The following is a 24,634-nucleotide window of genomic DNA, read 5'->3' on the forward strand; positions in this document are numbered from 1 at the left end:
TCGCGAATGCCGCAAACCGGCCGTAGTTTGCCGATCCTGGTAATAACGGACCGATCTTTGGCGTGTATGGTACTCTGGAATTGCAGAGCGATTGAGCGGAGGAGAATGCTCATGAGGATTTACCCCACGATGGAATTGCAGAACGGCCGGTGTGTCACACTGGACAAAGGCCGTCTGGACGACGCGATGATCTGGCATGTGAATCCGGCGGACACGGCACGCAGCTGGTCTGCAGCCGGTGCCATGTGGATGCACCTGACGGATTTCGATGCGATCGAAGGCCGCGATACCAACGCCGAATTGGTCGAGGAAATTATCCGCACGTCCGAGATGTCTGTGCAACTGGCCGGCGGTATGCGGACGCGGGAACAGGTCGAATACTGGATCGACAAAGGCGCGGGACGGGTGGTGATTGGTACGCTTGCCGCCTGGGATCCGAATCTGGTCAAGGAACTGGCCAAGCTTTATCCGGACCAGATCGTTCTGGCTGTGGATGTCTGGCAAGGTCAGGTCATGACTGAAGGCTGGCGCAGTCAGAGTGCGTTTACGCCCGAAGCGTTTATTCAAGCGTTCGAAGGCACGCCCTTTGCGGCGATTCTGGTGACCGATATCGACAGCGACATCGAAGACGTCGATGCGCAGCTGGGTCTGATCTCGGGTCTTGCACAGCTGTCACGCACGCCGGTTATTGCCAGCGGTGTCGTTCGGACATCAGATGACATCTCGCGTCTGGCCTATGTGCACAACATCTCGGGCGCATTGGTTGGGCGGGCTTTGTTCCGCAAAACGATTGACTTGGCAGACGCGCTTAACGTGGCCGAGCAAGCCCACGAGCCGGTCGCTGAATTCCAGTAATCCTGTCTTGCACGTCGTTGCCCCGGCCTTTCAATTCCGTGAAAGGGCCGGGGCAATTTGTTTTGGTACAAGCCGCACAGACGGACCGTCCGGCGAAATGGTGCCGGGTGGGAATGTGCCGTTGCTCTTGCCCCCGGACCCCGGGCCGGGGTATGAGCGTTTCTCAAATAGGAAGCAGGCAAGAGGCATTTCATGCGCAGAGTCGTTGTAACCGGTCTGGGATTGGTCACTCCTTTGGCCAGCGGGGTCGAGAAATCTTGGTCACGGCTGCTGGATGGGGAATCCGGCGCGGGCCCGATCACGAAATTTGATGCCGAAGCAAGCGGTGTCACCACGACCTATGCCTGCGAAGTTCCGCGCGGCGATGGAACTGACGGGACATTCAATCCCAACGATTGGTTGCCGCCAAAAGAGCAACGCAAGATCGAAGACTTTATCCTTTATTCGATCGCTGCCGCTGACATGGCTTGTCAGGATGCAAACTGGCTGCCCGAGGACGAAGAGGACCGCCTGCGTACGGGTGTCCTGATCGGGTCGGGTATCGGCGGACTGGGCTCTATTGCTGAAACAGCGAACCTGATCCGAGATAAAGGCCCGCGCCGTGTATCGCCCTTCTTTATTCCCGGTGCGCTGATCAACCTGGCATCCGGCCAGGTATCTATCCGCCACGGGTTCAAGGGGCCCAACCACTCGGTCGTGACGGCTTGCTCGACAGGTGCGCATGCAATCGGTGATGCCAGCCGCATCATTCGCGCAGGCGACGCGGAAGTTATGATTGCTGGTGGCGGCGAAGGCTGCATCTGCGAGATCGGTATCGCTGGTTTTAACGCTTGCAAGGCGCTGTCGACCAAATATGCCGATGATCCGAAGAAAGCCAGCCGCCCGTATGACGTGGACCGTGACGGCTTTGTCATGGGCGAGGGCGCAGGCATCGTGGTTCTGGAAGAATACGAGCACGCCAAGGCGCGCGGTGCGAAGATCTATGCCGAAGTTTTGGGCTATGGCATGTCTGGCGACGCTTATCACATCACCGCGCCGTCAGAGGATGGCGATGGCGCTGAGCGTTCAATGAAAGCCGCCTTGCGCAGCGCTGGGTTGGAGCCTTCGGATCTCGACTACATCAACGCACATGGCACTTCGACCATGGCGGATACGATTGAACTGGGCGCAGTTGAACGACTGCTGGGCGATCATGCCAGCAAGGCAACAATGACATCGACCAAATCGGCCACCGGGCACCTGCTGGGTGCGGCAGGCGCGATTGAGGCAATTTTTTCGATTCTTGCGATCCGGGATCAGGTGGCCCCGCCGACGATCAATCTGGACAACCCTGCCGTTGAAACTCCGATTGATCTGGCACCCAACGCCAAGCGTGAGCGTGAGATCAATGTGGCGCTGTCGAATTCGTTCGGCTTTGGCGGCACCAATGCCAGCGTGATCTTCGGAAAGGTCAGCTAAATGTTGCGGGCTCTTGCTTCGAACGCGCTGACTCTGCTGATTGTAGGCTTGTTCCTGATGGGCGGGCTGGTTGTGTGGGGGCAGTCGCAATACAAGGCCGAGGGTCCGCTGGAATCCGCCATGTGCCTGCAAGTCAGAAGCGGGTCGAATATGACCCGTGTCAGCCAAGAGCTTGAAGATGACGGAGCCATCAGCAGCGCCATGATCTTTCGCATGGCTGCGGACTACACAGATAAATCGCAGCAGCTGAAGGCCGGTAGCTTTCTGGTGCGCGAAGGCGCGTCGATGGAGCAGATCATCGACGAGATCACCAGCAGTGGTGCCAGCACCTGCGGGTCTGAGATTGAATACCGTATCGGTGTCACGCGCATCCAGACCCGGGTTCGCGAGTTGGACCCGGCAACGCTGGAGTTTGTCGAAATCGCTTCGTTTGATGTGACCGACGAAGAAATCCCTGCCGAATATGGTCAAAAGCGTGAAGAAGCCGACACCCGGTACCGTGTGTCTGTTGCCGAAGGCGTGACCTCTTGGCAGGTGGCGCAAGGCTTGCAGGCGATTGAACCGCTGACAGGTGAGATTGCCGAGATCCCGGCCGAAGGGATGTTGGCGCCTGACAGCTATGACTTGGCACCGGGCGATGACCGGACGACTGTTCTGCAGGCGATGCAAGACAAGCAACAATTGCGCATCAATGCAGTGTGGGAGAGCCGCCAAGGCGACCTTCCCATCAGCAGCCCAGAGGAAATGCTGATCCTCGCGTCGATCATCGAAAAGGAAACCGGTGTTCCCAATGAACGCGGGCAGGTTGCAAGCGTCTTTGTGAACCGGCTTGAGCAGGGCATGAAGCTGCAGACAGACCCGACGGTCATCTATGGCGTCACCAAGGGTCAAGGCACGCTGGGGCGCGGGCTGCGTCGCAGTGAACTGCGCCGTGCAACACCTTGGAATACTTATGTGATAGACGGTTTGCCGCCGACACCCATTGCCAACCCAGGGTTGGCCAGCCTTGAGGCTGCTGTCGCACCGGAAGAGACCAACTTTGTCTTCTTTGTTGCGGATGGCACCGGGGGGCACGCGTTTGCGGAAACCTTGCAGGAACACAATCGGAACGTCGCCAAGTGGCGAGAGATTGAGGCAGAGAGAAACAGCTCGAGCAACTAAGAAAAAGGCCGCGTCGAAAAACGCGGCCTTTTTTTTTGTTATGCGGCGGGACGTCCGCGTGGACGACGACGCTTCGAGGACGTGGGCTTCGATGTCGAATTTGCCCCCTGCGGTTTACGCCCCCGGAAGCCTCCGCGATTGCGGGTTTTCTTAGGCTCGGAAAATTCTGGCATGGTGCCGCTGGCGACCGGAATTTCGATCTTCATCAGCTTCTGAATCTGGCGCAGCTGGTCCACCTCGTCAGGTGAGCAGAAGGCGATAGCTTCACCTTCGCGACCAGCACGGGCTGTGCGCCCGATGCGGTGGACATAGTTGTCGGGCACTTCGGGCAGGTCATAGTTGATCACATAGGCAACACCGGGAATGTCGATACCACGCGCGGCCACGTCGGTCGCGACCAATACGTTGATCTCTCCGGCCCGGAACGCCTTGATCGCGCGGTCGCGCTGCCCCTGGCTTTTGTTACCGTGAATCGAGGCCGCGTTGAAACCATCGGCCACAAGGCCTTTCATCAGTTTCTCGGCACCGTGTTTGGTACGGGAGAATACCAAGGTCAGAGCTTCCATGTCAGCGGACAGAATTTCGCGGAGTTTCCGCGGTTTGCCGGCCCTATCGACGAAATGCACAGACTGCGTGATCTTGTCAGCCGCTTTACCTGGAGGCGAGACCTGCACCCGCTGCGGGTTCGTCAGATAGGATTGGCTGAGTTCCTCCATCTGCTTCGGCATCGTGGCCGAAAACAGCATGGTTTGACGCGGCGTGCCCAGCTTGGGTGCGATTTTGCGCAGGGCGTGGATAAAGCCCATGTCCAGCATCTGGTCGGCCTCGTCCAATACAAGATGTCGCACCGAGCCGAGGTCAACGGCACCGCGTTCCATCAGGTCAATCAAACGCCCGGGCGTGGCGACCAGAATGTCGGTGCCGCGCGACAGGAACGAAATCTGTCTGCCGATTGACTGGCCACCGACCACGGTGGCTACGCGCAGCTTGGTCTTGTCGGTCAGGTTGCGCAGGCTATCCGCGATCTGGTTGACCAGCTCGCGGGTGGGGGCAAGGATCAGCGCCTTGGCGGTTTTGGGCGCGGGTTTGCCGGACTGCGCCAGCAAGTGGTCGATCAGCGGCAGGCCGAAGGCCAGCGTCTTACCAGTGCCGGTCTGCGCCAGGCCCAGGATGTCGTGACCGTTCAGCGCCAGCGGGATGGCCTGGTTCTGAATAGGGGTCGGTTGTGAGAAACTGGCACGTTTCAGTGCATCGTTGAGGGCTGGTGCAAGACCCAGCATGTCGAAGTCGAACAAATAACTATCCTTTGTAATCCGCAAGGCGATAGCCGTACGGACAAGACGTGTCTGGCCACGCAGCGCGTGACCGGCAGGGTTTCCGCTAAACCTCGGGACGTGCAGGCGAACCCTGCGCCATCTGGCGTCGCGTCAAGAACCCTGCGTGAATGGGAACTAGGAGAAGTAGTGATGCGCTGTGGGGTCTGCTACGACCGTCAATGCTCACGCGTCAGCGCTGTCTTAAGGTGGCACATGCTAGTTTTGCTAACAATTGTCAAGGCATGAACTGCGAAGTGGGAACATGTACCTGCCGCGGCCGTCAGGGAACGGATTGTTCAAATAGAAGAACCTTGTCCGGCTGGGCTTTGAAAATCCCGAAGTGCTTCTTGGCTTTCATAACATCGGTAAATATCCGATCCTTAGGGGAGATGACTTTTTGTGTATTACCAAAAAAGGAATCCAGAAATGTGCGTGAAAATACTTGTAGCTTCTACTTTGACCGTGGTTCTAGCCGCGTCTTCAGCAATCGCATGCTCTCGGATCGTCTATGAAACGGCAGACGGATCCTTCCTCACGGGGAGGACGCTTGACTGGTTCGAAGATACTTCAACAGACATTTGGGCCTTCCCGCGAGGCATGGACCGTGATGGTGGTGCCGGAGAGAATTCGGTCAAATGGACGTCCAAATACGGCTCTGTCGTGGCAACGATCTATGACGGAGCAACTGTTGACGGCATGAATGATGGCGGGCTGGTCGGCAACGCTCTCTATCTTGCCGAAGCGGACTACGGGACGGAAAAGGCCGAAGACAAACCTCTCCTTTCTGTCGGAGGGTGGTTGCAGTATTTTCTAGACAACTTTGCAACAGTTGAAGAAGCCGTTGCAGCTATGGAGCAAGAGCCATTCGTGATTATAGCGCCGATGTTGCCTAGCGGACATGAGGCAGGGGGGCATATTGCGCTATCCGATGCGTCTGGTGACAGTGCAATATTCGAGTATCTCGATGGCGAGTTGGTTATCCACCATGGTCGCGAATTTACTGTCATGACAAACTCTCCTACTTTTGACGAACAACTCGCTATCACTACTTATTGGGGTGAAGTTAATGGTCTTTCATTTTTGCCCGGCACCCATCGGTCCTCCGACCGGTTTGCGCGGTTGAGCTGGAATCTGAATGCCGTTCCCTCGTTCGAAGACAAAAACGATGCGACGGCAGCGGTGTTCTCTCTTGTGCGATCAATTTCCGTACCATTTGGTGTGACGGACCCGGAGCGCCCAAACATCGCATCGACAACCTGGCGTACGGTCGCTGATCATGAGCTGGGTCGGTACTACTATGAGAGCGTGTTCAGCCCAACATTGTTTTGGGTGGATATCGAAAATCTTGATCTCTCCGAAGGGGCTTCTACCCTGAAACTGGAACTTGGCGAAAAGCCCATCCTTGCGGGCGAGGTTTCGGCCAGCTTTGAACCCTCCGAGCCATTTCTTTTTCTCGGCGATACGTAACGTTGTAATCACGGAGCTCAACCACTGACGCCCGTCTGCCACATGGCCCTATCAGTAAAGGTCTCTTAACTACCAGCGCACGTTACCCGTTGCGCCGTTGTTGCGCAAAACATTGACTTTGCGGGCTTTCTCGCGTATAAGTTGTGTCATGCTAGAAGAAGTGGGCGACGGCCCCGGGGCGACCCGGTGGCCGTTTTTCGTTTCTCTCGTGCGGAGATCACTCACGCATGAGGTCACAGGCACACATGACTTTGATTACCCCCGAAGAGCGGATGTCCCAGACGGCTGATTTGTTGCAGTCGCTTGAGAGATCCATTCGCGATCTGCGCCAAGCAGCGGAAGAACTGCGCAAACAGATCGGTGCCGGGGAGGATGCAGATCTTGCTGGTTCAGCCAAGCAACTCGGGCAGTTAGAGGGGCTGATCCGAAGTTGTCAGAAAGTGGAGACAAGCTTTGTCGAACAACATCACAGACAAGCCGGAATTGCCCAAGGGGGGTATGCGCTCGACCTTGAGCGCGCTCGATTTGAGATTGGGTGCAGGCTGGCTCGCCTCCGCGCCTGCTGCGGTTCGGGACAGATTTCTGAGTGAGATCGGGGAGGGGGGGCTGTGCGCCCTCCCTTTCCTGTTCGAGTTCTGGGCACTGCCGCATCAGTTGCCCCCCGAAGGCAATTGGCGGTCCTGGGTGATCATGGGGGGGCGTGGGGCTGGTAAGACGCGGGCCGGGGCCGAATGGGTGCGACAGGTAGTCGATGGGTCTTTGCCGCTGGATCGCGGCGAGGCGCGTCGTGTGGCGTTGGTGGGTGAGACATTCGATCAGGTACGCGATGTGATGATCTTTGGCGATAGCGGTATTTTACAGTGTTCGCCGCCGGATCGGCGACCTGTCTGGAAGGCGTCCGAACGGAAACTGATCTGGCCAAACGGGGCTGAGGCGCAGGCGTTTTCAGCGCATGATCCCGAAGGGTTGCGCGGGCCTCAGTTCGATGCAGCCTGGGTGGATGAGTTGGCCAAGTGGAAGAAGGCTGGCCAGACCTGGGATATGCTGCAATTTGCGCTGCGCTTGGGGGAGCGGCCTCGGGTCTGTGTGACGACCACGCCTAGAAATGTGAAGGTATTGAAGGAATTGCTGGCATCTCCGTCGACCGTGCAGACCCATGCGCCGACCGAGGCGAACAGGGCCAATCTGGCGGACTCGTTTCTGGCCGAGGTGCGTGCGCGTTATGCGGGTACACGGCTGGGGCGGCAGGAGTTGGACGGGGTGCTGCTGTCGGATGCCGAGGGGGCGCTGTGGACCGGGGCGATGCTGGATGCGGCGCAAGTTGAAAATGTACCAGAGTTGGACCGTATAGTGGTGGCGCTGGACCCGGCGGTGACGGCGGGGTCGAATGCGGATGCTTGTGGGATCGTGTTGGTCGGCGCACAAGTGCAAGGGCCGCCCGAGGAGTGGCGCGCCTATGTGCTGGCCGACCGGACAGTGCAGGGCGTTGGCCCGGCGGGCTGGGCGCAGGCGGCGATTGACGCGATGGATGAGTTCGGAGCTGAACGGCTGGTGGCCGAGGTCAACCAGGGCGGGCAGTTGGTGGAAGAGGTTGTCCGACAGGTGGACCCTCTGGTGCCTTATCGTGCGGTGCGGGCGTCGCGCGGCAAGGTGGCACGGGCCGAGCCCGTGGCGGCGTTGTACGAGCAGGGGCGGGTCAGCCATGTGGCCGGGCTGGACGCGCTGGAGGAGCAGATGTGCCAGATGACCGCGCGCGGGTTCGAGGGGCAGGGCTCGCCCGACCGGGTCGACGCGCTGGTCTGGGCGCTGCATGAGTTGGTTGTGGGGCCTGCGGGGGCGTATCGGCGGCCGAGGGTGCGGAGCTTGTGAGGGCAAAGCTAGATTTGCCTTCTAGATAATGAATAACGTTCGCCGAGAATCTGCAGCTGCCAAAACCGACAACTTTCTCCAAGAACATACTTTACTTCGTCGATTTTAGGTTGCTTGGCACGATGCCCGAAAATCACTGATTTTAGCCTGAAATGTGGAATTTCGTAGTAGCCCGGTTGGAGAAAGCCGCTGACCATTCGAAATTCTTGTTCATAGACCCATTCGAAACTCTGAGACGTCATCCCAAGTAGAACAGGCTCGAGTGCGTGCACCCGTAGATGGGCCGCTGTCCTGTTCAGAGATGCGTCTTCAGATTGCCTAGCTTGTTCGTAATACATAGAGCGGAAGTACTCAAAGGTAGTTATTTTTGGTGGTGTTTCTCGCCAATAGATCACTTGATGCATCGGAATGTCCTCTACGCTCATCACACCCGCATCGTATTCGTACTCTAAGCAAAAACCTTCGAAGGAACTCGCATAGTGTCCCCACATAAGCGGACTATTCCAAGATTGAGAAAAGCACGCAGCAACAACTTTTGTGAGCAGTTGGGCTGCGAATTTATCGGCTCCCCGCAGGTATTCTTCATAGTTTTCTTTGGTAACCTGAGTAACTTGTGGCCAGTGTTTGGCAACTTGGTTTATCTGCGACGAAAACTCATCAAATGACTGTGGCTCGTGCACTAAAGCCCCTTCAAATGGATCATTCATTCGATTTATGTGATTTAGCCAAACTTTACCCATGCTGAGGTTGTGTAACTCATCTTCAAAGTGCTCATGCTCGGGTTTGCAAAAGCGATAAAGTCGGTTTGGTACCCAGCGCTGATCCATTTGTTTTTAAACTCATATTTGTGAATTATCCTCCGTAGTTATGCCGTCTTTCTTGAGCGATGCAATGTCTCTGATTTAATGGGAAGGCCTGCAGAATTTTTGGTATCCCGTTGCCCAACCCCCGTACGCCCCATTCCCGAGGCTTAAACTTCTTTCCGTCATAACTCCTTTCAACAAGCCGGGCAGAGCGGCGGCAGAAAGGAGCACAGATGGTATTCGATTTCTTGCGTCGTGGAACGGCTGGGGAAGCGCCCGAAGCGAAGGCGAGCGCGGCGGGGCCTGTGGTGGCGTGGCAGGCCGGTGGGCGCGTGGCATGGAGCCCCAGGGACGCGGTTTCGCTGACGCGGACGGGGTTTTCGGGGAACCCGGTGGGGTTCCGCTCGGTCAAGCTGATTGCCGAGGCGGCGGCGGCACTGCCTCTGGTGCTGCAGGATCAGGCGCAGCGCTATGACGTGCATCCAATCATATCCCTAATGCGCCGTCCGAATGCGGCGCAGGGGCGGGCGGAGTTGATGGAGGCTTTGTTCGGGCAGTTGTTGCTGTCGGGGAACGCCTATGTTGAGGCGGCCCAGGCCGAGGATGGATTGCCCGTTGAACTGCACGTCTTGCGCTCGGACCGGATGAGTGTTGTGCCGGGGGCGGATGGGTGGCCCAAGGCGTATGACTATACGGCGGGCGGCAAGACGCATCGTTTCCCGGCTGATGCGATCTGTCATATCAAGTCATTCCACCCCCAAGACGACCACTACGGGTTCTCGCCGATGCAGGCGGCAGCGATGGCGATTGATGTGCATAACAGCGCGTCGCGGTGGTCGAAATCTCTGCTGGACAATGCTGCGCGGCCTTCGGGCGCGCTGGTGTGGAAGGGCGGCGATGGCCATGGGGTGATGGCCGAGGATCAGTTCCGCCGCTTGTCCGATGAGATTGAGCAGAACTATCGCGGGGCGCGCAATGCAGGCCGTCCGATGGTTCTGGAAGGGGGGCTCGATTGGAAGCCGATGGGTTTCTCACCCTCTGACATGGAGTTTCAAAAGACCAAGGAAGCCGCCGCCCGCGAGATCGCGCTGGCCTTCGGTGTCCCGCCGATGCTGCTGGGGATACAAGGCGACGCGACCTATTCGAACTATCAGGAGGCCAACCGGGCATTCTATCGCCTGACCGTTCTGCCCCTGGTGACGCGGGTGGCGGCGGCGGTGTCGGAATGGCTGGTGGGCTTCACTGGCGAAGAGTTGGTGTTGAAACCCGATCTGGATCAGGTGCCAGCGCTGTCGGCGGAGCGGGATGCGCAATGGGCGCGGGTCAACGGCGCCGAGTTCCTGACAGACGCTGAGAAACGCGTGATGCTGGGGCTGCCGGAGCGTACAGATGGCTGAGGGGTATCCGCCGTTCGACTGTGCGCCGGGCCTGCGTCTGGCTGCGCATGAACGGGTGGCCGAGATTCAGCACGCGCATCTATGCAGGCGGCTGGATCAGATCGAAGAGATGATGGAGCGGCTGGAGAAACGGCTGTGGCTGACGGTCTATGGAGTCGTTGCGGTGATCCTGGCGCAAGCGTTTCAGTCAATTCTGGTGGTGTCGCCATGAATTCAAATGCTTATGAGGAGGTGTTCATGGACTTAGAACACAAGTTTGCGCGGTTTAGCGATGGATTGTCGGTGACCGAGGACGCGGTGATCGAGGGCTATGCCAGCCTGTTTGGGCAGGTCGATCAAGGGAGCGATGTAGTGCAGAAAGGCGCATATCGCAGGTCGTTGGCCGGGCTGAAGGCGGCAGGTCAGCGGGTCAAGATGCTGTGGCAGCACGACCCGGCGCAGCCCATCGGTGTCTGGGACGACGTGCGCGAGGATGAGCGCGGGCTTTGGGTCAAGGGACGTATGTTGGAAAGCACGCAGAAAGGTCGTGAAGCCGCGGAATTGATCCGGGCCGGGGCCATTGACGGGCTGTCGATCGGCTATCGCACCAAACGAGCCAAAAAAAATGAAGAGGGCAATCGGGTCCTGACCGAACTGGAGCTGTGGGAGGTGTCGCTTGTGACTTTTCCGATGCTGCCCAGTGCGCGGGTAGCGGCAAAGGGGGCGACCCCGGACGCCGAGGACACCCTGCGCAGTATTGTCGAGGTGTTTGATCACGCCCGGCAGGAGTTGGCGCGAACCTAGCGCGCCTCAATCCCACCCAAATAAGGAAGTTCTGATGAGCAAGACCGAGACCCCGGCCTTGACCGGAGAGGGTGTGCCCCTGGTTCAAGAGGTGAAGCAGGCGATGACTGGATTCGTGAACGAATTCTATGGCCTGAAGGCTGAAGTTAAAACCAAACTGCAACAGACAGAAGAGCGACTTACCATGCTGGATCGTAAATCAATCATCGCGGCGCGCCCGCATCTTGCGGCATCAATCGAGGACGGTGCGCCGCATCAGAAGGCTTTCGACGCCTATGTAAGATGCGGTGACGATGACGGCCTGCGTGGTCTTGATATGGAGGCCAAATCGCTGTCCAGCGCCGTTAACAGCGATGGCGGATATCTGGTCGATCCGCAAACCGCCGAGATGATCAAGTCGGTGCTGAAATCCACGGCCTCGATCCGTTCGATCGCTTCGGTAGTGAATGTCGAGGCAAATTCGTTCGACGTGTTGATCGACCACACTGACGTGGGCGCCGGCTGGGCGGATGAAAGCTCAGCGGCCACCGAGACAGCGACCCCGTCAATTGATCGAATCTCGATTGTCCTGCACGAACTGAGCGCGCTGCCCAAGGCGTCGCAACGTTTGCTGGATGACAGCGCGTTTGATGTCGAAGGATGGCTGGCCGGTCGAATTGCCGACAAGTTTGCCCGTGCCGAAGCGGCAGCGTTCATCTCGGGCGATGGCGCGGACAAACCTAATGGCATTCTGAACCATGCCAAGGTCGACAATGATGTCTGGACCTGGGGCAATCTGGGCTATGTCCCGACCGGCATTGACGGTGGTGTCGATGCGGATGCGATTGTCGATGTGGTTTATGCGCTGGGCGCGCAGTACCGCGTCAACGGCACCTTTGTGATGAATTCAAAAACAGCCGGGGTGATCCGCAAGCTGAAGGACAGTGATGGTCGCTTCCTGTGGTCGGACGGGCTGGCTGCGGGTGAGCCCGCGCGTCTCATGGGTTACCCGGTGCTGATTGCCGAGGACATGCCGGATGCGGGCACCGACAGTTTCTCGATTGCCTTTGGTGATTTCCAAGCCGGGTACACTATTGCGGAGCGCCCTGATCTGCGCGTCTTGCGTGATCCGTTCAGCGCCAAGCCGCACGTTCTGTTCTATTCGACCAAGCGTGTCGGCGGCGACGTGAGCGACTTTGCCGCGATCAAGCTGGTGAAATTCGGCACCGCCTAAGCGGTGACGGATCCGGGGGGTCATTGGCCCCTCGGGTGCGGGCGCGGGCCGGGGTGAGATCCCCTGCGTTGTCTAGCTGCTCCCCTCCGTCCGAGCAACGTGAGGCGGCGCGTGCCCGTCATTTTCTTGAGTGAGGCCCCGGAGGGGTCCGAGATTGCGGAGTGAATGGATGATGTTGATCGAAGAAACCGCCATCGCGGATGCGGCGCTGCCGGTGGATCAGTTTAAGGCGCATCTGCGGCTGGGCACGGGCTTTGCCGAAGACAGCGTACAGGACGATGTGCTGAAAGGCTTTTTGCGCGCAGCCGTTGCGGCCATCGAAGCGCGCACTGGCAAGGTTCTGATCGAGCGCGATTTTTCCTGGAGCCTGAAGGTATGGCGAGACCAATCGGGAGAGGTGCTGCCGGTGGCTCCGGTCACCGAGGTCAAGAGTGTGACGCTGGCAGATGCAGACGATGCAGAGACGGTCGTCACCCCGGATAGATACCGGTTGGAAAAAGATGCGCAGCGTCCCCGTCTTAGGCCAATGGGGCCACTGATGCCGAAGATGCCAAAGGGTGGTTCTGTCAGGATCGTCTTTGCCGCTGGGATGGCAGCGGATTGGGGCGGGTTGCCCGCCGATCTGGGGCAGGCGGTGCTGTTGCTGGCCGCGCATTATTACGAATACCGCGACGAGACAGCGCTGGGTGCCGGGTGCATGCCATTTGGCGTTACCAGTCTGATCCAACGCTATCGCACAGTTCGGTTTGGCGCTGGGGTGATGCAATGAAAGCGCCGCGGTTGAACAGAAAGCTGGAGTTGGAGGCGCCGGTGCGCATGGCCGATGGGTCAGGCGGATACACCGAAACCTGGGTGCCGCTGGGCACGGTATGGGCCGAGGTGACCGCGCGCAGCGGGTCCGAGCGGCAGGTGGCTGGTGTCCCTATTTCGCGAGTCGGCTATCGCATCGTGATCCGGGGGGCGCCCACGGGTTCGACCACGCGGCCATCGCCGGATCAGCGCTTTGCTGAGGGCGCACGTCGCTTTGTCATCCGCGCTGTCGCTGAGCGTGATCCGCGCGGCCAGTACCTGATCTGTTTCGCGGATGAGGAGGTAGCAGCATGAGCTATGGCGTTTCAGCCGCCCTCCAGGCGGCGGTGTTCAAGCAGATTTCAGAGGACGCGCAGGTTAACGATTTGTCGGGTGGCGCAATATATGACGCGCTGCCAGTCGGAGCAGTACCACAGACTTATGTGACGCTGGGACCGGAAGAAGTTCGTGATGTCTCTGACCGATCGGGCGGGGGTGCGGTTCATCGGTTCACGGTTTCGGTCGTGTCCGAAGCCGCAGGGTTCGGGGCCGCCAAGACCCTGGCAGGAGCTGTGTGTGACGCGCTGGAGGGTGCCATGCCCAGCCTTGATCGCGGGCGGCTGGTGGGCCTTTGGTTCGAGCGCGCATCAGCCCGGCGCACCGGGACCGGTGGAGCGATCCGCCAGATCGACCTGAAATTCCGCGCCCGCGTGGAAGACGACTAACCAATCAACGGAGAGAGCATATGGGTGCCCAGAACGGCAAGGACCTGTTGGTCAAAGTGGATATGAACGGTAGCGGTCTGTTCGAAACGATCGCGGGATTGCGCGCCACGCGCGTCAGCTTCAACGCGGAAAGTGTGGATGTCACCAGCTTGGAAAGTCAGGGTGGCTGGCGCGAACTTCTATCGGGTGCCGGGGTCAAATCAGCGTCGATATCCGGCTCGGGGGTGTTCAAGGACGCCGGGACTGATGAACGCGCGCGGCAATTGTTCTTTGACGGCGAAACACCGGACTTTCAGGTCATCATCCCGGATTTCGGTATTGTCGCCGGGCCGTTTCAGGTCACAAGTGTCGAATATGCGGGCTCGCACAACGGCGAGGCGACCTATGAGATGAGTTTAGCCAGCGCGGGCGCGCTGAGCTTTACGGCGCTGTAAATCGATGGCCAATCCGTGGACGGGCGAGGTGGCATTGACCATCGATGGAGAGCGGCGGGTGCTCAAGTTGACGCTGGGTGCTTTAGCGGAATTGGAACAAGAGCTGGGTGCCGGTTCACTGGTGGAACTCGTGCAACGGTTCGAAGGCGGAGCCTATTCCAGTGGTGACGTATTGGCGCTGATTGTGGCCGGATTGCGCGGCGGTGGCGGCGACGTCAACCGCGCCGATCTGCTGAGCGCCGAAATCGAGGGTGGCCCGATGGCAGCTGCGCGTGCGGCAGCCGAGTTGTTGGCGCGGGCCTTCATGGTGCCGGATCAGGCATGAGCGGGTTCAACTGGCCCGCCCTGATGCGGGTTGCGCTTGTCGGTCTGCGTCTGACGCCAGATCAGTTCTGGCGACTGACGCCAGCCGAATTGCAACTGATGTTGGGGCATGGCGTAGGGCTTCCGGCGATGAACCGGGCTGGCCTGGATGCGATGCTGAAGGCCTATCCGGATAAATTACAAGGAGAGCGTGATGACGGATCGTGACGGGTTTGACGACTTGCAGGAACGCGGCGATGCGCTGGGTGACTCGCTGGGCGACGCGGCATCTATGGCGGCTGCTTTTGACGGCCAGATGAAACGGATCAGCGCGGCGTTTGAGGAAACCGGCAAGGATGCCGCGACGCTGGAACGCGGCATGTCCAGCGGGTTGCGCAAAGCCTTCGATGGCGTGGTGCTGGATGGGATGAACTTGTCAGATGCGCTGGACGTTTTGAAGAATTCAATGATCCGCACCGCATATTCGGCAGCGATCAAGCCGGTGACGGATCACTTTGGCGGGATGCTGGCCGGAACCGTTGGCGGTCTGGTGCAGGGGCTTTTGCCATTTGCCGACGGTGGCAGTTTTTCGCAAGGCCGGGTGATGCCCTTCGCCAATGGCGGCGTTGTCAGCGGCCCAACCACATTTCCCATGCGTGGCGGAACCGGGTTGATGGGGGAAGCCGGACCCGAAGCGATCATGCCTTTGGCGCGCGGGTCGGACGGTAAGCTTGGGGTGCGCACCTCGGGAGGTGGGCGTGCCGTCAATGTCGTGATGAACATCACCACCCCGGACGTGCAGGGGTTCCGTCGCAGTCAAAGCCAGATTGCGGCGCAGATGAGCCGCGCACTTGGGCGCGGCAATCGCAACAGGTAACTTGAGGGAGCAGGCCATGAATTTCCATGAGGTTAGATTTCCCGCCAGCTTGAGCTTTGGTTCGGTTGGCGGTCCCGAGCGGCGCACAGATATCGTGACACTGGCCAACGGGTTTGAAGAACGCAACACGCCCTGGGCCCATTCAAGACGACGCTATGATGCCGGGCTCGGGATGCGCTCGCTTGACGATATCGAAGCGCTGATTTCGTTCTTCGAGGCGCGGCAGGGGCAGATGTTCGGATTTCGGTGGAAGGATTGGTCTGACTTCAAGTCGGGCGCAGCAACGGCTGAGGTAGACAATGCCGATCAGGTCATTGCACGTGGCGACGGCAAGACGACCGAGTTCCAGTTGTTGAAAACCTACAACTCTGGCGGGGTCAAATACGTCCGTCCGATCCTCAAGCCAGTTCTAGGGACCGTCAAACTTGGCCTTGAGCAGGACGAAATGCGCGAAGGCGTGGATTTCGAGGTAGATCTGGCGCGGGGCCGGGTCACGTTTACGAACGCGCCACCGCAAGACGTCGAGGTTACGGCAGGGTTCGAATTTGACGTGCCCGTTCGTTTTGACACCGACAAGATCCAGACCAGCGTGGCCAGCTTTCAGGCAGGTGACGTGCCCAACGTTCCGGTGGTCGAGGTGCGGGTCTGATGGGCGGTAATGCACAGGGGTTGCAGGAGCACCTGCAAAGCGGGATGACGACAACCTGTCGATGCTGGGCCATCACGCGCACGGATGGGCAGGTCTATGGGTTTACCGATCATGATATGGAGCTGCGCTTTGACGGGCTGGTCTTCAAGGCAAGCAGTGGCCTGACCGCGGCAGCGATCGAACAGGCGACAGGCCTTTCGATTGACAACTCCGAGGCGATGGGCGCGCTGTCTGATGCGGCAATCAGGGAAGAAGACATCGAAGCCGGGCGGTTCGACGGTGCTCAGGTCCGAGCCTGGCGGGTGAACTGGGCGAACCCCGAACAAAGGGTGTTGCAGTTTCGTGGCTCGATTGGGGAAATGCGTCGCGGCGGCGGGGCGTTTCATGCTGAGCTGCGAGGGCTGACGGATCTGCTGAACCGGCCCTTGGGGCGGATTTACCAAAAACCCTGCACCGCAGTGCTGGGCGACGGCGCTTGCCGATTCAACATGGCAGCGCCCGGTTTTCAGGCAGAAGCGGAGATTGTCAGCCTGTCGGCAGGCAGTGTGCTTCAACTGAAAGGTGCGGACGCGCCGGATATGGGATGGTTCGAACGTGGCCGTCTGGATGTGATTTCCGGCACGGCCTCGGGTCTTTGGGCGTCGGTGAAACAGGATGAGCGTATTTCGGGGGGGCGCAATGTCACCTTATGGACGGGGATCAGTGGCGGGCTGACAGTCGGTGATCGCGTCCGGCTGACTGCCGGGTGCGATAAGCGAATGGAGACCTGCCGAAGAAAATTCAACAATATCATCAACTTTCAGGGCTTTCCGGACTTACCGGGTGAGGACTGGGTGATGGCTGTTCCCAAGAAAGACAAACCGAACAAAGGGGGCAGCAGGCGATGACAGTAGACCGGCAGGGCATAGTTGCAGAAGCGCGCCGATGGCTAGGCACACCGTATGTGCATCAGGCGTCCGTCAGGGGCGTGGGTGCGGATTGTTTGGGATTGCTACGCGGAATCTGGCGCGCGCTGTACGGAGCTGAGCCGGAGTCCGTGCCGAGCTACAGCATGGACTGGTCAGAGCCGCAGGGGGATGAACGCATGTGGGATGCGGCCCGCCGGAATTTGACATCAAAGCGACCCTCGGAACTGGCAGCAGGCGACGTATTGCTGTTCCGCATGCGCGATGGCGGCGTCGCCAAACATGTGGGTGTTGTCAGCGAAACCGGCGCGGTCCCGCGGTTCATTCACGCATATTCCGGGCACGGCGTTGTGGAAAACGCCCTGAGCGACCCTTGGCGTCGCCGGGTTGTCGCCTGTTTCGCATTTCCGCTGGAGGTCAAGTAAAATGGCTACGATTGTACTTTCCGCAGCCGGGGCTGCTCTTGGCGGCTCGATCGGTGGCACTGTCGCGGGTCTTTCCACAGCGATCATCGGCCGGGCTGTCGGCGCAACGTTGGGGCGGGTCATCGACCAGCGGTTAATGAGTCAATCTGTGATGGGTGGCGGCAGCGAGGTTGTCGAAACCGGGCGTCTGGATCGTTTCCGCCTGACCGAAACCGGAGAAGGGGCTTCGGTCACTACCGTGTTCGGCCGTATGCGTGTTGGCGGGCAGATCATCTGGGCATCGGACTTTCTGGAAACCCGCAGCACCAGCACGACCACCCAATCCACGCGGGGTGGGAAAGGGTCGCGGCGGCCAAGCTCAGCCACAACAACCACGACCACGCATACCTACAGCTATTCGATTTCGCTGGCGATTTCGGTGGGCGCTGGGCAGATATCTGACATCTCGCGTATCTGGGCCGATGGTGAAGAGCTTGAGCGCGCCGGGCTGAATATGCGCCTGTACAAGGGCACCGACAATCAATTGCCTGACCCGTTGATCGAGGCGGTCGAGGGCACCGGACAGGTCCCTGCGTACCGGGGCACCGCCTATGTGGTGATCGAGGACCTACAGCTTGCTTCATTCGGCAACCGCGTCCCGCAGTTTTCCTTTGAAGTTGTCCGACAGGAACAGCCGGGGCTGCCAGACACGCCCGGTGCTGTTTCCCGGATCGTGCGCGGCGTGGCGATGATCCCGGGTACGGGCGAGTATTCTTTGGCCAGCAGGCAGGTGAACTATTCCAAAGGGCAGGGGCAAAGCTGGGCTGCGAACGTGCATTCGGCTTCGGGCGTTTCCGATCTGATCACCTCGACCCACGCGCTGAATGCTGAATTACCCGCCTGCGAAGCGGTATCGCTTGTCGTGTCGTGGTTTGGCGACGATCTGCGGTGCGGTCAGTGCAAGGTGCAGCCAAAGGTCCTGCACAAAGAGTTTGATGGCGAGAACATGCCGTGGAGCGTATCAGGCGTATCCCGAGCTGCTGCACAGGTTGTTCAGATCGAAAATGATCGACCAGTTTATGGGGCGACACCTGCGGATGCGTCGGTGGTCGAGGCGATCCGGCATCTGAACACATCCGGCAAGCGGGTGATGTTCTATCCCTTCATCTTGATGGACCAATTGCGCGGCAATGGCCTGCCGGATCCGTGGTCTGATGCCACCGATCAACCGCACCTGCCTTGGCGAGGGCGGATCACGCTGAGCGAGGCACCAGGCCGCAACGGATCCCCGGACAAGACAGCCGGGGCTGACGCGCAGGTTGCGCAGTTCTTTGGCCAGGCCCGCGCTGGTGACTTTGTCGTCGGCGATGGCACCGTCACCTATACCGGCCCGCAGGAATGGGGTTTGTTTCGGTTTATTTTGCACTATGCGGCGCTCTGCAAGGCAGCCGGTGGTGTGGCGTCGTTCTGCGTCGCATCCGAGATGCGCGGCCTTACGCAGATCAGGGGCGCGACCGGGTTTCCTGCGGTGGCGCAGATGCAAATCCTCGCGGCGGAAGTGCGCAAAATCCTCGGGCCGAACACCAAAATCGGCTACGCGGCCGACTGGAGCGAGTATTTCGGTTACAAACCCGTCGATGCTGGCAGCGACCGGTACTTTCATCTGGATCCGCTTTGGGCCGATGACAATATCGACTTCGTTGGTATCGACAACTACATGCCCCTGTCTGACTGGCGGGACGGAGAAGATCACGCCGACGCCAAAGCCAAAGCGGGCGTAGATGCGATCTATGATCTGGATTACTTGCGCGGCAACGTTGAAGGCGGAGAAGGGTACGACTGGTACTACGCCTCGACCGAGGAATCCAAAGCGCAGATCCGGTCTGCGATCGAAGATCAGGCGCATGATGAGGCATGGATCTGGCGATACAAGGATATTCGCAACTGGTGGTCGCAACCGCATCACGAACGGATCGGAGGCGTGCGTCAAGCCAATCGGACCGCATGGGTGCCTCGGTCCAAGCCGATCTGGTTCACGGAACTGGGTTGTGCGGCTATCGACAAAGGCACCAATCAGCCGAACAAGTTTCTGGACCCGAAATCCTCGGAATCCAAGCTGCCGCGCTATTCCAACGGTCTGCGGGATGATTTCATTCAGGTGCAATATCTCAAGGCGATTTTGGGCTATTGGTCCGAGGCAAAAAATAACCCGGTTTCCAATACTTACGGCGGCCGCATGATTGATCTGTCCAACGCTTATGTCTGGGCCTGGGATGCGCGGCCGTATCCAACCTTCCCGAACATGCAAAGCCAGTGGAGTGATGGCGAGAATTACGCGCGAGGGCATTGGTTGAACGGGCGGTCGGGGTCGCGCACGCTGGCATCGGTAGTGACCGAGATTTGTCATGGGGCTGGGGTGACCGACATCGACACGTCGCGCCTTTATGGTGTGGTGCGCGGCTATGCTATTGAACAGGTCTCAGACGCGCGATCAGCGTTGCAGCCGCTGATGCTGCGCTATGGTTTCGATGCAATCGAGCGGGATGGCGTATTGCGGTTTCAGATGCGCAATGGGCAACGCGCCATCGCGCTGGAACAGGAGCATCTGGCGCTCAGCTCTGATATTGAGGCCGGTATCGAACATCGCCGCGAAGCCGAGGCTGAAATGACGGGCAGGGTGCGCTTGCGCTTTGTCCAATCGGATGGGGATCATGACATCGTCGCGGAAGAGGCCGTTCTGCCCGACACGCGGACCCATTCGGTGTCCGTCAACGAGATGCCCCTGTCCATGACACGTGCCGAAGGTCGCCAGACGGCGGAACGGTGGCTAAGCGAGGCGCGGGTGTCCCGCGAAACCGTGCGCTTTGCGCTGCCGCCTTCGTTGGGGCACATCGGCGCGGGGGATGTCGTCAGCCTGGATGAGAGCGGGCTGGGTGCGCGTTTCAGGATCGATCGACTGGAACAAGCCGAGATGCAATTGGCGGATGCTGTTCGGATCGAACCAGGAATGTACGCGCCGTCTGACCTGCCTGATGACATAGTCTCGACCAAGCCCTTCGTCGCCCCGGTTCCGGTTCTGCCGGTTTTCATGGATCTGCCGCTGATAACCGGCTCAGAGGTGCCGCATGCGCCTTTCCTGGCTGTGTCCGCCGACCCCTGGCCTGGCAGCGCCGCAGTGTATTCGGCCGTGAATGATGAGGATTATACCTTGCAAGAGGTTATCTCGGCACAGGCCGTCATCGGGTTTACTCAATCGCCTTTGCGGCGCGCCGGCCTAGGGGTTTGGGACGACGGTGCGCCGCTGCGCGTCAGGCTGGTCGATGGCTTGCTGGAATCGCGCCCGCGCGACGCTTTGTTGAATGGTGCCAATCTGGCCGCAATAGGGGACGGGACGCCCGGCAACTGGGAACTGTTCCAGTTCGCCAGCGCCGAACTTGTGGGTCAGGGGACCTACGCCCTTTCAGGGCGCCTGCGCGGGCAATTGGGGACGGACAGTGTCATGCCTGACACCTGGCCTGAAGGTTCAACTTTTGTCTTGCTCGATGAAAGAGTGTTCCAAACCGGGCTGTTGCGGTCTGAAAGGCGGGTGGCGAAACACTATCGCATCGGACCCGGAACGCGTGCCTATGACGATCCTTCTTTCCTCCACCAGGTTCACGCCTTCAACGGCAACGGACTTCGGCCATATGCTCCGGTGCATGTCAAATTGGCAAAAATCGGAGCGGGTGACGAAATTTCGTGGATACGTCGAACCCGGCTGGACGGCGATGGCTGGGATGGATTTGACGTGCCGTTGGGGGAAGAGACTGAATCCTATCTGGTGAAAATCAGGATCAACGGGTCAGCAATACGCGAACAGGTTTCGTCAGAGCCGCGCTGGACATACCCATCAACGATGAAAGCCGCCGATGGCGTGACCGGAGCATACGAGGTTGATGTGGCACAGATCTCAGCCAGCTACGGGCCGGGTCCCGCCGCACGTCTTCTGGTTGGGTAAGGCACACATGCGTCCTGTTTTGCATGGCGATGTAAGTGCCGCGGCGCGGGTGTTGCTAAACGCGGCGCCTGCCGATCGGGAACGCCTGTGCACCAGAATGATCAACGAAGCTGAACTGGCCGACATTTATGTCGGCCATACAGGCCGGTTACACCCGCTGTTTGGCAATGGCTCATTGATGACAGTGGCCCGAACCCGTCCATTGGTCAACGAGCCAAGTTTCGACGATTTGCAATATTGCCAGTGTTTTGAGATGGTTCTGCGATGCCTGGTTCAATTCCGCGTTACCCGGATGCGCAGCTGACGCACTTGCTGGCCGCTGGATCAAGGTTCAGACGACCCACCGGAATTTCTTCGCCGCAATCCTCGCAATACCCGAATTCTCCATCTTTTATCCGGGTCAGGGCCACTGACAATCGGCGTGTTTCGATATCCCGATTTGTTTGCTGAGCCTTGGCCATGGCCTGATTTTGCAGGGCGTCCATCCGGCTGAGCCGCCCGACTGCCTGTTGGTCCAGTTCAACAACTGCCTGTGCCTCGGTTCCAAGCGCAGAATGCGCGGCCAATTCGTCCAATCGCGCGCGGATACGGGCTTCGAAATCCTCTAACTGGGTTTCATTCATTTTCGTTGCCCTGCAGATCACGGGTTTGCGTTTGGTGATTTTACAACTAAATGGCATTCTAGGCGCAGCAAAGGATGAAAAGCCATGTTCGAAACGCGCAGTCACGTGACCACCGTAGACCCTGTTTGGGATCGCATCACGACCGAAGCTCAGACGGCCGTCGAAATCGAGCCTTTGATGGGCGGGCTGGTGCATGCCTGTATTTTGCATCACCGCAGCCTGGAGCGGGCGCTGTCCTACCGGATTGCGGCCAAGCTGTGCTCGAACGAAATGTCGATGATGGTGCTGCGTGAGATCGTGGACGAAGCCTATGCCAACGACGCCTCGCTGATCGAGGCCGCGCGCGCGGATCTGATGGCTGTCTATGAACGCGATCCGGCTTGCCACCGTCTGTTGCAGCCAATCCTGTACTTCAAAGGGTATCAGGCCATGCAAGCCTATCGCGTGGGACACTGGTTGTGGCGCAAAGGGCGGCATGATCTGGCATATTTCTTTCAGATGCGCTCGTCCGAGATTTTCGGGATCGATATTCACCCTGCGGCAAAGATCGGCAAGGGGATCATGATCGACCACGCGCATTCCATCGTGATCGGTGAAACGGCCGTTGTCGGCGACAACGTCTCGATGTTGCATTCGGTGACTCTTGGTGGGACTGGAAAAGAAGAAGAAAAGCGCCACCCCACAATTGGCGACGGCGTGCTGATTGGTGCCGGTGCCAAGGTTCTGGGGAATATCTTAGTCGGCCATTGCAGCCGTATCGCTGCAGGCTCAGTCGTGCTGCAAGAGGTTCCTGCGTGCAAAACCGTGGCCGGGATCCCGGCGAAAATCGTCGGAGAGGCCGGGTGTGATCAGCCGTCGATCTCGATGGACCACATGCTGGGCAAAGACCAGTAACTCAAGTCAGTTCAAGCGATTGTTCTTTTCGATCAATCGCTTGCGACGCCGTTCTTCACGCCTCATTTTCCGCTCTTTTTTCCGTTTGGCGCGCTCGGCTTCACGCTTGGCGGTTTCGACCGGGTCGGAGCTGAAGGCAGAATGTTCACCCAAATAGCTGTTGGGCTTTGCATAGGTGCCGGTTGGTACAGCGATCGCAAGGGCTGCGACCAGCAAGAGTTTTGTCGAATGGTCGGAGAACATGGCGCACCTGTGTTTGAAGTTCCTCAACAAACAAGGTGGGTAACTGCGTGTGATTGCGCAACAAATGCGGTGATCACAAACGCTCACGTCACAGTTGTGAATAGGGTGGGCCGCGCTGGTGATTTTCAGCACAGCCCGCTTAATTTCAGGCCAGCATGACCATCGGGTTTTCCAGATTGTCCACGATGGCCTTGAGCAGTTCAGCCCCCAGGGCACCGTCGATGACCCGGTGATCGACCGACATGGTGACGGACATCACGGTCGCTACGGCCAGCTCTCCGTCATCTCCGACGATCGGTTTTTTGACACCTGTCCCAACCGCGAGGATGCCCGCATGCGGGGGGTTCACGATGGCGTCGAAATTGTCGATGCCGAACATGCCGAGGTTCGAGACCGCGAAGGTGCCCCCCTGATATTCATGCGGGGCCAGCTTGCGCTCACGCGCGCGACCGGCAAGGTCCTTCATCTCAGCCGAGAGCGCGGACAGCGACTTGGTGTCGGCGTCCTGCAGGACCGGTGTGAACAGACCGCCTTCGATCGCAACCGCGACCGCTACGTCCGAGGGTTTCAATTGCAGAACCCGGTCACCGGCCCAGACAGCGTTGCAGGCGGGAACCTGTTGCAGCGCGTTGGCTACGGCCTTGATGATGAAGTCGTTGACGCTCAACTTTACGCCGCGGCCTTCCAACTGCTTGTTCAGCTGGCTGCGGAACTTGAGCAGCGCGTCCAGCTTGATATCGCGGCGCAGGTAGAAATGCGGGATCGTCTGCTTGGCCTCGGACAGGCGGGCAGCGATGGTCTTGCGCATCCCGTCAAGCTTGATCTCTTCGTAGTCGCGACCTTCGTACATCCGGGCAACAGCATCCGCGGACGGACCGGCCGGAGCTGCGGCGGCTGCCGGTGCAGCAGCGGCGGGTGCGGATGCGGCAGCCGGAGCCGGAGCCGGGGCAGTTGCAGTTGCGCCTTCGACATCTGCTTTCACGATCCGCCCATGTGGGCCAGAACCAGCGATCTGCGCCAGATCCAGACCTTTCTGGGCCGCGATACGGCGGGCCAGCGGAGATGCGAAGATCCGACCGCCATCCGCCTTGGCCGGAGCAGCCGGAGCAGGGGCGGGCGCCTCGGACGCCGCTGGCGCGGCAGCCTCGTTGCCCGCGGCGGCTGTGGGCGCAGCCGCGGGTGTTGCAGCTGGCGTGGCCGCGATGTCATCGGCGCTCTCGCCCTCTTCCAGCAGGACTGCGATCGCGGTGTTTACTTTGACCCCTTCGGTGCCTTCGGGGATCAGGATCTTGCCGATTGTGCCTTCGTCGACGGCCTCGAATTCCATCGTGGCTTTGTCGGTTTCAATCTCGGCCAGCAGGTCGCCGGACGAGACGGTGTCGCCTTCCTTGACCAGCCATTTGGCAAGGGTGCCTTCCTCCATGGTCGGTGACAGGGCGGGCATCAGAATTTCCGTGGGCATCTGTCTG

28 protein-coding genes are annotated in these 24,634 nt (G+C 59.3%); 23 read left to right on the forward strand and 5 right to left on the reverse strand.

Annotated elements, in window-relative coordinates; genetic code table 11:
• Nucleotides 1-111: 111 nt before the first annotated feature.
• The 3 genes from AC2FD9_RS10500 to mltG all read left to right on the forward strand — a co-directional run bounded on the left by AC2FD9_RS10500 (nt 112) and on the right by mltG (nt 3,474).
• The gene (locus AC2FD9_RS10500; RefSeq protein ID WP_058274006.1) at nt 112-855 is read left to right on the forward strand and encodes a 1-(5-phosphoribosyl)-5-[(5-phosphoribosylamino)methylideneamino]imidazole-4-carboxamide isomerase; all 744 of its coding nucleotides are present in this window, start codon (nt 112-114) and stop codon (nt 853-855) included.
• Nucleotides 856-1,047: 192 nt separating this feature from the next.
• Complete coding sequence (fabF, locus tag AC2FD9_RS10505; protein ID WP_496836734.1) at nt 1,048-2,313, forward strand: beta-ketoacyl-ACP synthase II; 1,266 nt, start codon at nt 1,048-1,050, stop codon at nt 2,311-2,313.
• Nucleotides 2,314-3,474 (forward strand): endolytic transglycosylase MltG, encoded by a 1,161-nt coding sequence (mltG, locus tag AC2FD9_RS10510; RefSeq protein ID WP_496836736.1) that lies wholly within the window; start codon nt 2,314-2,316, stop codon nt 3,472-3,474.
• A 38-nt stretch (nt 3,475-3,512) separates the two neighbouring features.
• Here the strand turns inward: mltG and AC2FD9_RS10515 are convergent, their stop codons facing one another.
• On the reverse strand, nt 3,513-4,769 hold the full coding sequence (locus AC2FD9_RS10515) for a DEAD/DEAH box helicase (protein ID WP_496836738.1): 1,257 nt from the start codon (nt 4,767-4,769) through the stop codon (nt 3,513-3,515).
• Between the two features lie 420 nt (nt 4,770-5,189).
• On the opposite strand from AC2FD9_RS10515, the gene AC2FD9_RS10520 reads away from it, so the two are divergent.
• From AC2FD9_RS10520 to AC2FD9_RS10530, 3 genes are all read left to right on the forward strand, one after another.
• Nucleotides 5,190-6,257 carry a linear amide C-N hydrolase gene (locus AC2FD9_RS10520; RefSeq protein ID WP_496836739.1) on the forward strand — a complete coding sequence of 356 codons (1,068 nt, stop codon included), beginning with the start codon at nt 5,190-5,192 and terminating at the stop codon, nt 6,255-6,257.
• A 245-nt stretch (nt 6,258-6,502) separates the two neighbouring features.
• Nucleotides 6,503-6,847 carry a hypothetical protein gene (locus AC2FD9_RS10525; protein ID WP_496836741.1) on the forward strand — a complete coding sequence of 115 codons (345 nt, stop codon included), beginning with the start codon at nt 6,503-6,505 and terminating at the stop codon, nt 6,845-6,847.
• Nucleotides 6,756-8,126: a DNA-packaging protein gene (locus tag AC2FD9_RS10530; RefSeq protein WP_496836743.1), complete on the forward strand. Its 1,371-nt coding sequence runs from the start codon at nt 6,756-6,758 to the stop codon at nt 8,124-8,126. The genes AC2FD9_RS10525 and AC2FD9_RS10530 overlap by 92 nt, the downstream gene beginning before the upstream one ends.
• A gap of 8 nt (nt 8,127-8,134) precedes the next feature.
• Here the strand turns inward: AC2FD9_RS10530 and AC2FD9_RS10535 are convergent, their stop codons facing one another.
• Nucleotides 8,135-8,953, reverse strand: a complete 819-nt coding sequence (locus AC2FD9_RS10535; RefSeq protein WP_496836744.1) for a DUF2971 domain-containing protein — start codon at nt 8,951-8,953, stop codon at nt 8,135-8,137.
• Between the two features lie 209 nt (nt 8,954-9,162).
• On the opposite strand from AC2FD9_RS10535, the gene AC2FD9_RS10540 reads away from it, so the two are divergent.
• The 16 genes from AC2FD9_RS10540 (at nt 9,163) to AC2FD9_RS10615 (ending at nt 21,709) form a co-directional block, all read left to right on the forward strand.
• Nucleotides 9,163-10,326: a phage portal protein gene (locus AC2FD9_RS10540; protein WP_496836746.1), complete on the forward strand. Its 1,164-nt coding sequence runs from the start codon at nt 9,163-9,165 to the stop codon at nt 10,324-10,326.
• The gene (locus AC2FD9_RS10545; RefSeq protein WP_108860356.1) at nt 10,319-10,537 is read left to right on the forward strand and encodes a GTA head formation protein, RCAP_rcc01685 family; all 219 of its coding nucleotides are present in this window, start codon (nt 10,319-10,321) and stop codon (nt 10,535-10,537) included. Before AC2FD9_RS10540 ends, AC2FD9_RS10545 begins: the two co-directional genes overlap by 8 nt.
• Before the next feature lie 26 nt (nt 10,538-10,563).
• A complete protein-coding gene (locus AC2FD9_RS10550) occupies nt 10,564-11,109 on the forward strand; it encodes an HK97 family phage prohead protease (RefSeq protein WP_496836749.1) in 546 nt (181 codons plus the stop codon).
• Nucleotides 11,110-11,143: 34 nt separating this feature from the next.
• Entirely contained in the window at nt 11,144-12,322 is a 1,179-nt protein-coding gene (locus AC2FD9_RS10555) for a phage major capsid protein (protein ID WP_496836750.1), read from the forward strand.
• Between the two features lie 169 nt (nt 12,323-12,491).
• On the forward strand, nt 12,492-13,091 hold the full coding sequence (locus AC2FD9_RS10560; RefSeq protein WP_496836752.1) for a head-tail connector protein: 600 nt from the start codon (nt 12,492-12,494) through the stop codon (nt 13,089-13,091).
• Nucleotides 13,088-13,426, forward strand: a complete 339-nt coding sequence (locus tag AC2FD9_RS10565) for a phage head closure protein (RefSeq protein ID WP_496836753.1) — start codon at nt 13,088-13,090, stop codon at nt 13,424-13,426. Before AC2FD9_RS10560 ends, AC2FD9_RS10565 begins: the two co-directional genes overlap by 4 nt.
• Nucleotides 13,423-13,836, forward strand: a complete 414-nt coding sequence (locus tag AC2FD9_RS10570; RefSeq protein ID WP_496836754.1) for a DUF3168 domain-containing protein — start codon at nt 13,423-13,425, stop codon at nt 13,834-13,836. Before AC2FD9_RS10565 ends, AC2FD9_RS10570 begins: the two co-directional genes overlap by 4 nt.
• Before the next feature lie 20 nt (nt 13,837-13,856).
• Nucleotides 13,857-14,270 carry a phage major tail protein, TP901-1 family gene (locus AC2FD9_RS10575; RefSeq protein WP_282169350.1) on the forward strand — a complete coding sequence of 138 codons (414 nt, stop codon included), beginning with the start codon at nt 13,857-13,859 and terminating at the stop codon, nt 14,268-14,270.
• Between the two features lie 4 nt (nt 14,271-14,274).
• The gene (locus AC2FD9_RS10580; RefSeq protein WP_496696790.1) at nt 14,275-14,595 is read left to right on the forward strand and encodes a gene transfer agent family protein; all 321 of its coding nucleotides are present in this window, start codon (nt 14,275-14,277) and stop codon (nt 14,593-14,595) included.
• Nucleotides 14,592-14,801: a rcc01693 family protein gene (locus AC2FD9_RS10585; RefSeq protein ID WP_282169352.1), complete on the forward strand. Its 210-nt coding sequence runs from the start codon at nt 14,592-14,594 to the stop codon at nt 14,799-14,801. The genes AC2FD9_RS10580 and AC2FD9_RS10585 overlap by 4 nt, the downstream gene beginning before the upstream one ends.
• Nucleotides 14,788-15,450, forward strand: coding sequence for an RcGTA-type gene transfer agent tail tape measure protein (locus AC2FD9_RS10590; protein WP_496836756.1), 663 nt, complete (start codon nt 14,788-14,790; stop codon nt 15,448-15,450). The genes AC2FD9_RS10585 and AC2FD9_RS10590 overlap by 14 nt, the downstream gene beginning before the upstream one ends.
• A 16-nt stretch (nt 15,451-15,466) precedes the next feature.
• On the forward strand, nt 15,467-16,099 hold the full coding sequence (locus tag AC2FD9_RS10595; protein ID WP_282120465.1) for a phage distal tail protein, Rcc01695 family: 633 nt from the start codon (nt 15,467-15,469) through the stop codon (nt 16,097-16,099).
• A complete protein-coding gene (locus tag AC2FD9_RS10600) occupies nt 16,099-16,986 on the forward strand; it encodes a phage/gene transfer agent baseplate hub protein (protein WP_496836757.1) in 888 nt (295 codons plus the stop codon). Before AC2FD9_RS10595 ends, AC2FD9_RS10600 begins: the two co-directional genes overlap by 1 nt.
• Nucleotides 16,983-17,429 carry an NlpC/P60 family protein gene (locus AC2FD9_RS10605; RefSeq protein ID WP_496836759.1) on the forward strand — a complete coding sequence of 149 codons (447 nt, stop codon included), beginning with the start codon at nt 16,983-16,985 and terminating at the stop codon, nt 17,427-17,429. The genes AC2FD9_RS10600 and AC2FD9_RS10605 overlap by 4 nt, the downstream gene beginning before the upstream one ends.
• 1 nt (nt 17,430) lies before the next feature.
• Nucleotides 17,431-21,405, forward strand: coding sequence for a baseplate multidomain protein megatron (locus tag AC2FD9_RS10610; RefSeq protein ID WP_496836761.1), 3,975 nt, complete (start codon nt 17,431-17,433; stop codon nt 21,403-21,405).
• 7 nt (nt 21,406-21,412) lie between these two features.
• Nucleotides 21,413-21,709 (forward strand): DUF7742 family protein, encoded by a 297-nt coding sequence (locus AC2FD9_RS10615; protein WP_496836762.1) that lies wholly within the window; start codon nt 21,413-21,415, stop codon nt 21,707-21,709.
• Here the strand turns inward: AC2FD9_RS10615 and AC2FD9_RS10620 are convergent.
• A complete protein-coding gene (locus tag AC2FD9_RS10620) occupies nt 21,690-22,028 on the reverse strand; it encodes a TraR/DksA family transcriptional regulator (protein WP_496836764.1) in 339 nt (112 codons plus the stop codon). The two genes, AC2FD9_RS10615 and AC2FD9_RS10620, sit on opposite strands and share 20 nt — an antisense overlap.
• Nucleotides 22,029-22,112: 84 nt before the next feature.
• Here AC2FD9_RS10620 and cysE point away from each other — a divergent pair, with 84 nt between their 5' ends.
• Complete coding sequence (cysE, locus tag AC2FD9_RS10625) at nt 22,113-22,922, forward strand: serine O-acetyltransferase (RefSeq protein ID WP_108860363.1); 810 nt, start codon at nt 22,113-22,115, stop codon at nt 22,920-22,922.
• Nucleotides 22,923-22,928: 6 nt separating this feature from the next.
• On the opposite strand, the gene AC2FD9_RS10630 is transcribed toward cysE, so the two are convergent.
• Nucleotides 22,929-23,165: a hypothetical protein gene (locus tag AC2FD9_RS10630; RefSeq protein ID WP_496836767.1), complete on the reverse strand. Its 237-nt coding sequence runs from the start codon at nt 23,163-23,165 to the stop codon at nt 22,929-22,931.
• Between the two features lie 145 nt (nt 23,166-23,310).
• Complete coding sequence (locus AC2FD9_RS10635; RefSeq protein ID WP_496836768.1) at nt 23,311-24,627, reverse strand: pyruvate dehydrogenase complex dihydrolipoamide acetyltransferase; 1,317 nt, start codon at nt 24,625-24,627, stop codon at nt 23,311-23,313.
• Nucleotides 24,628-24,634: the final 7 nt, after the last annotated feature.

The organism is Ruegeria sp. YTSC230, from assembly GCF_059609665.1.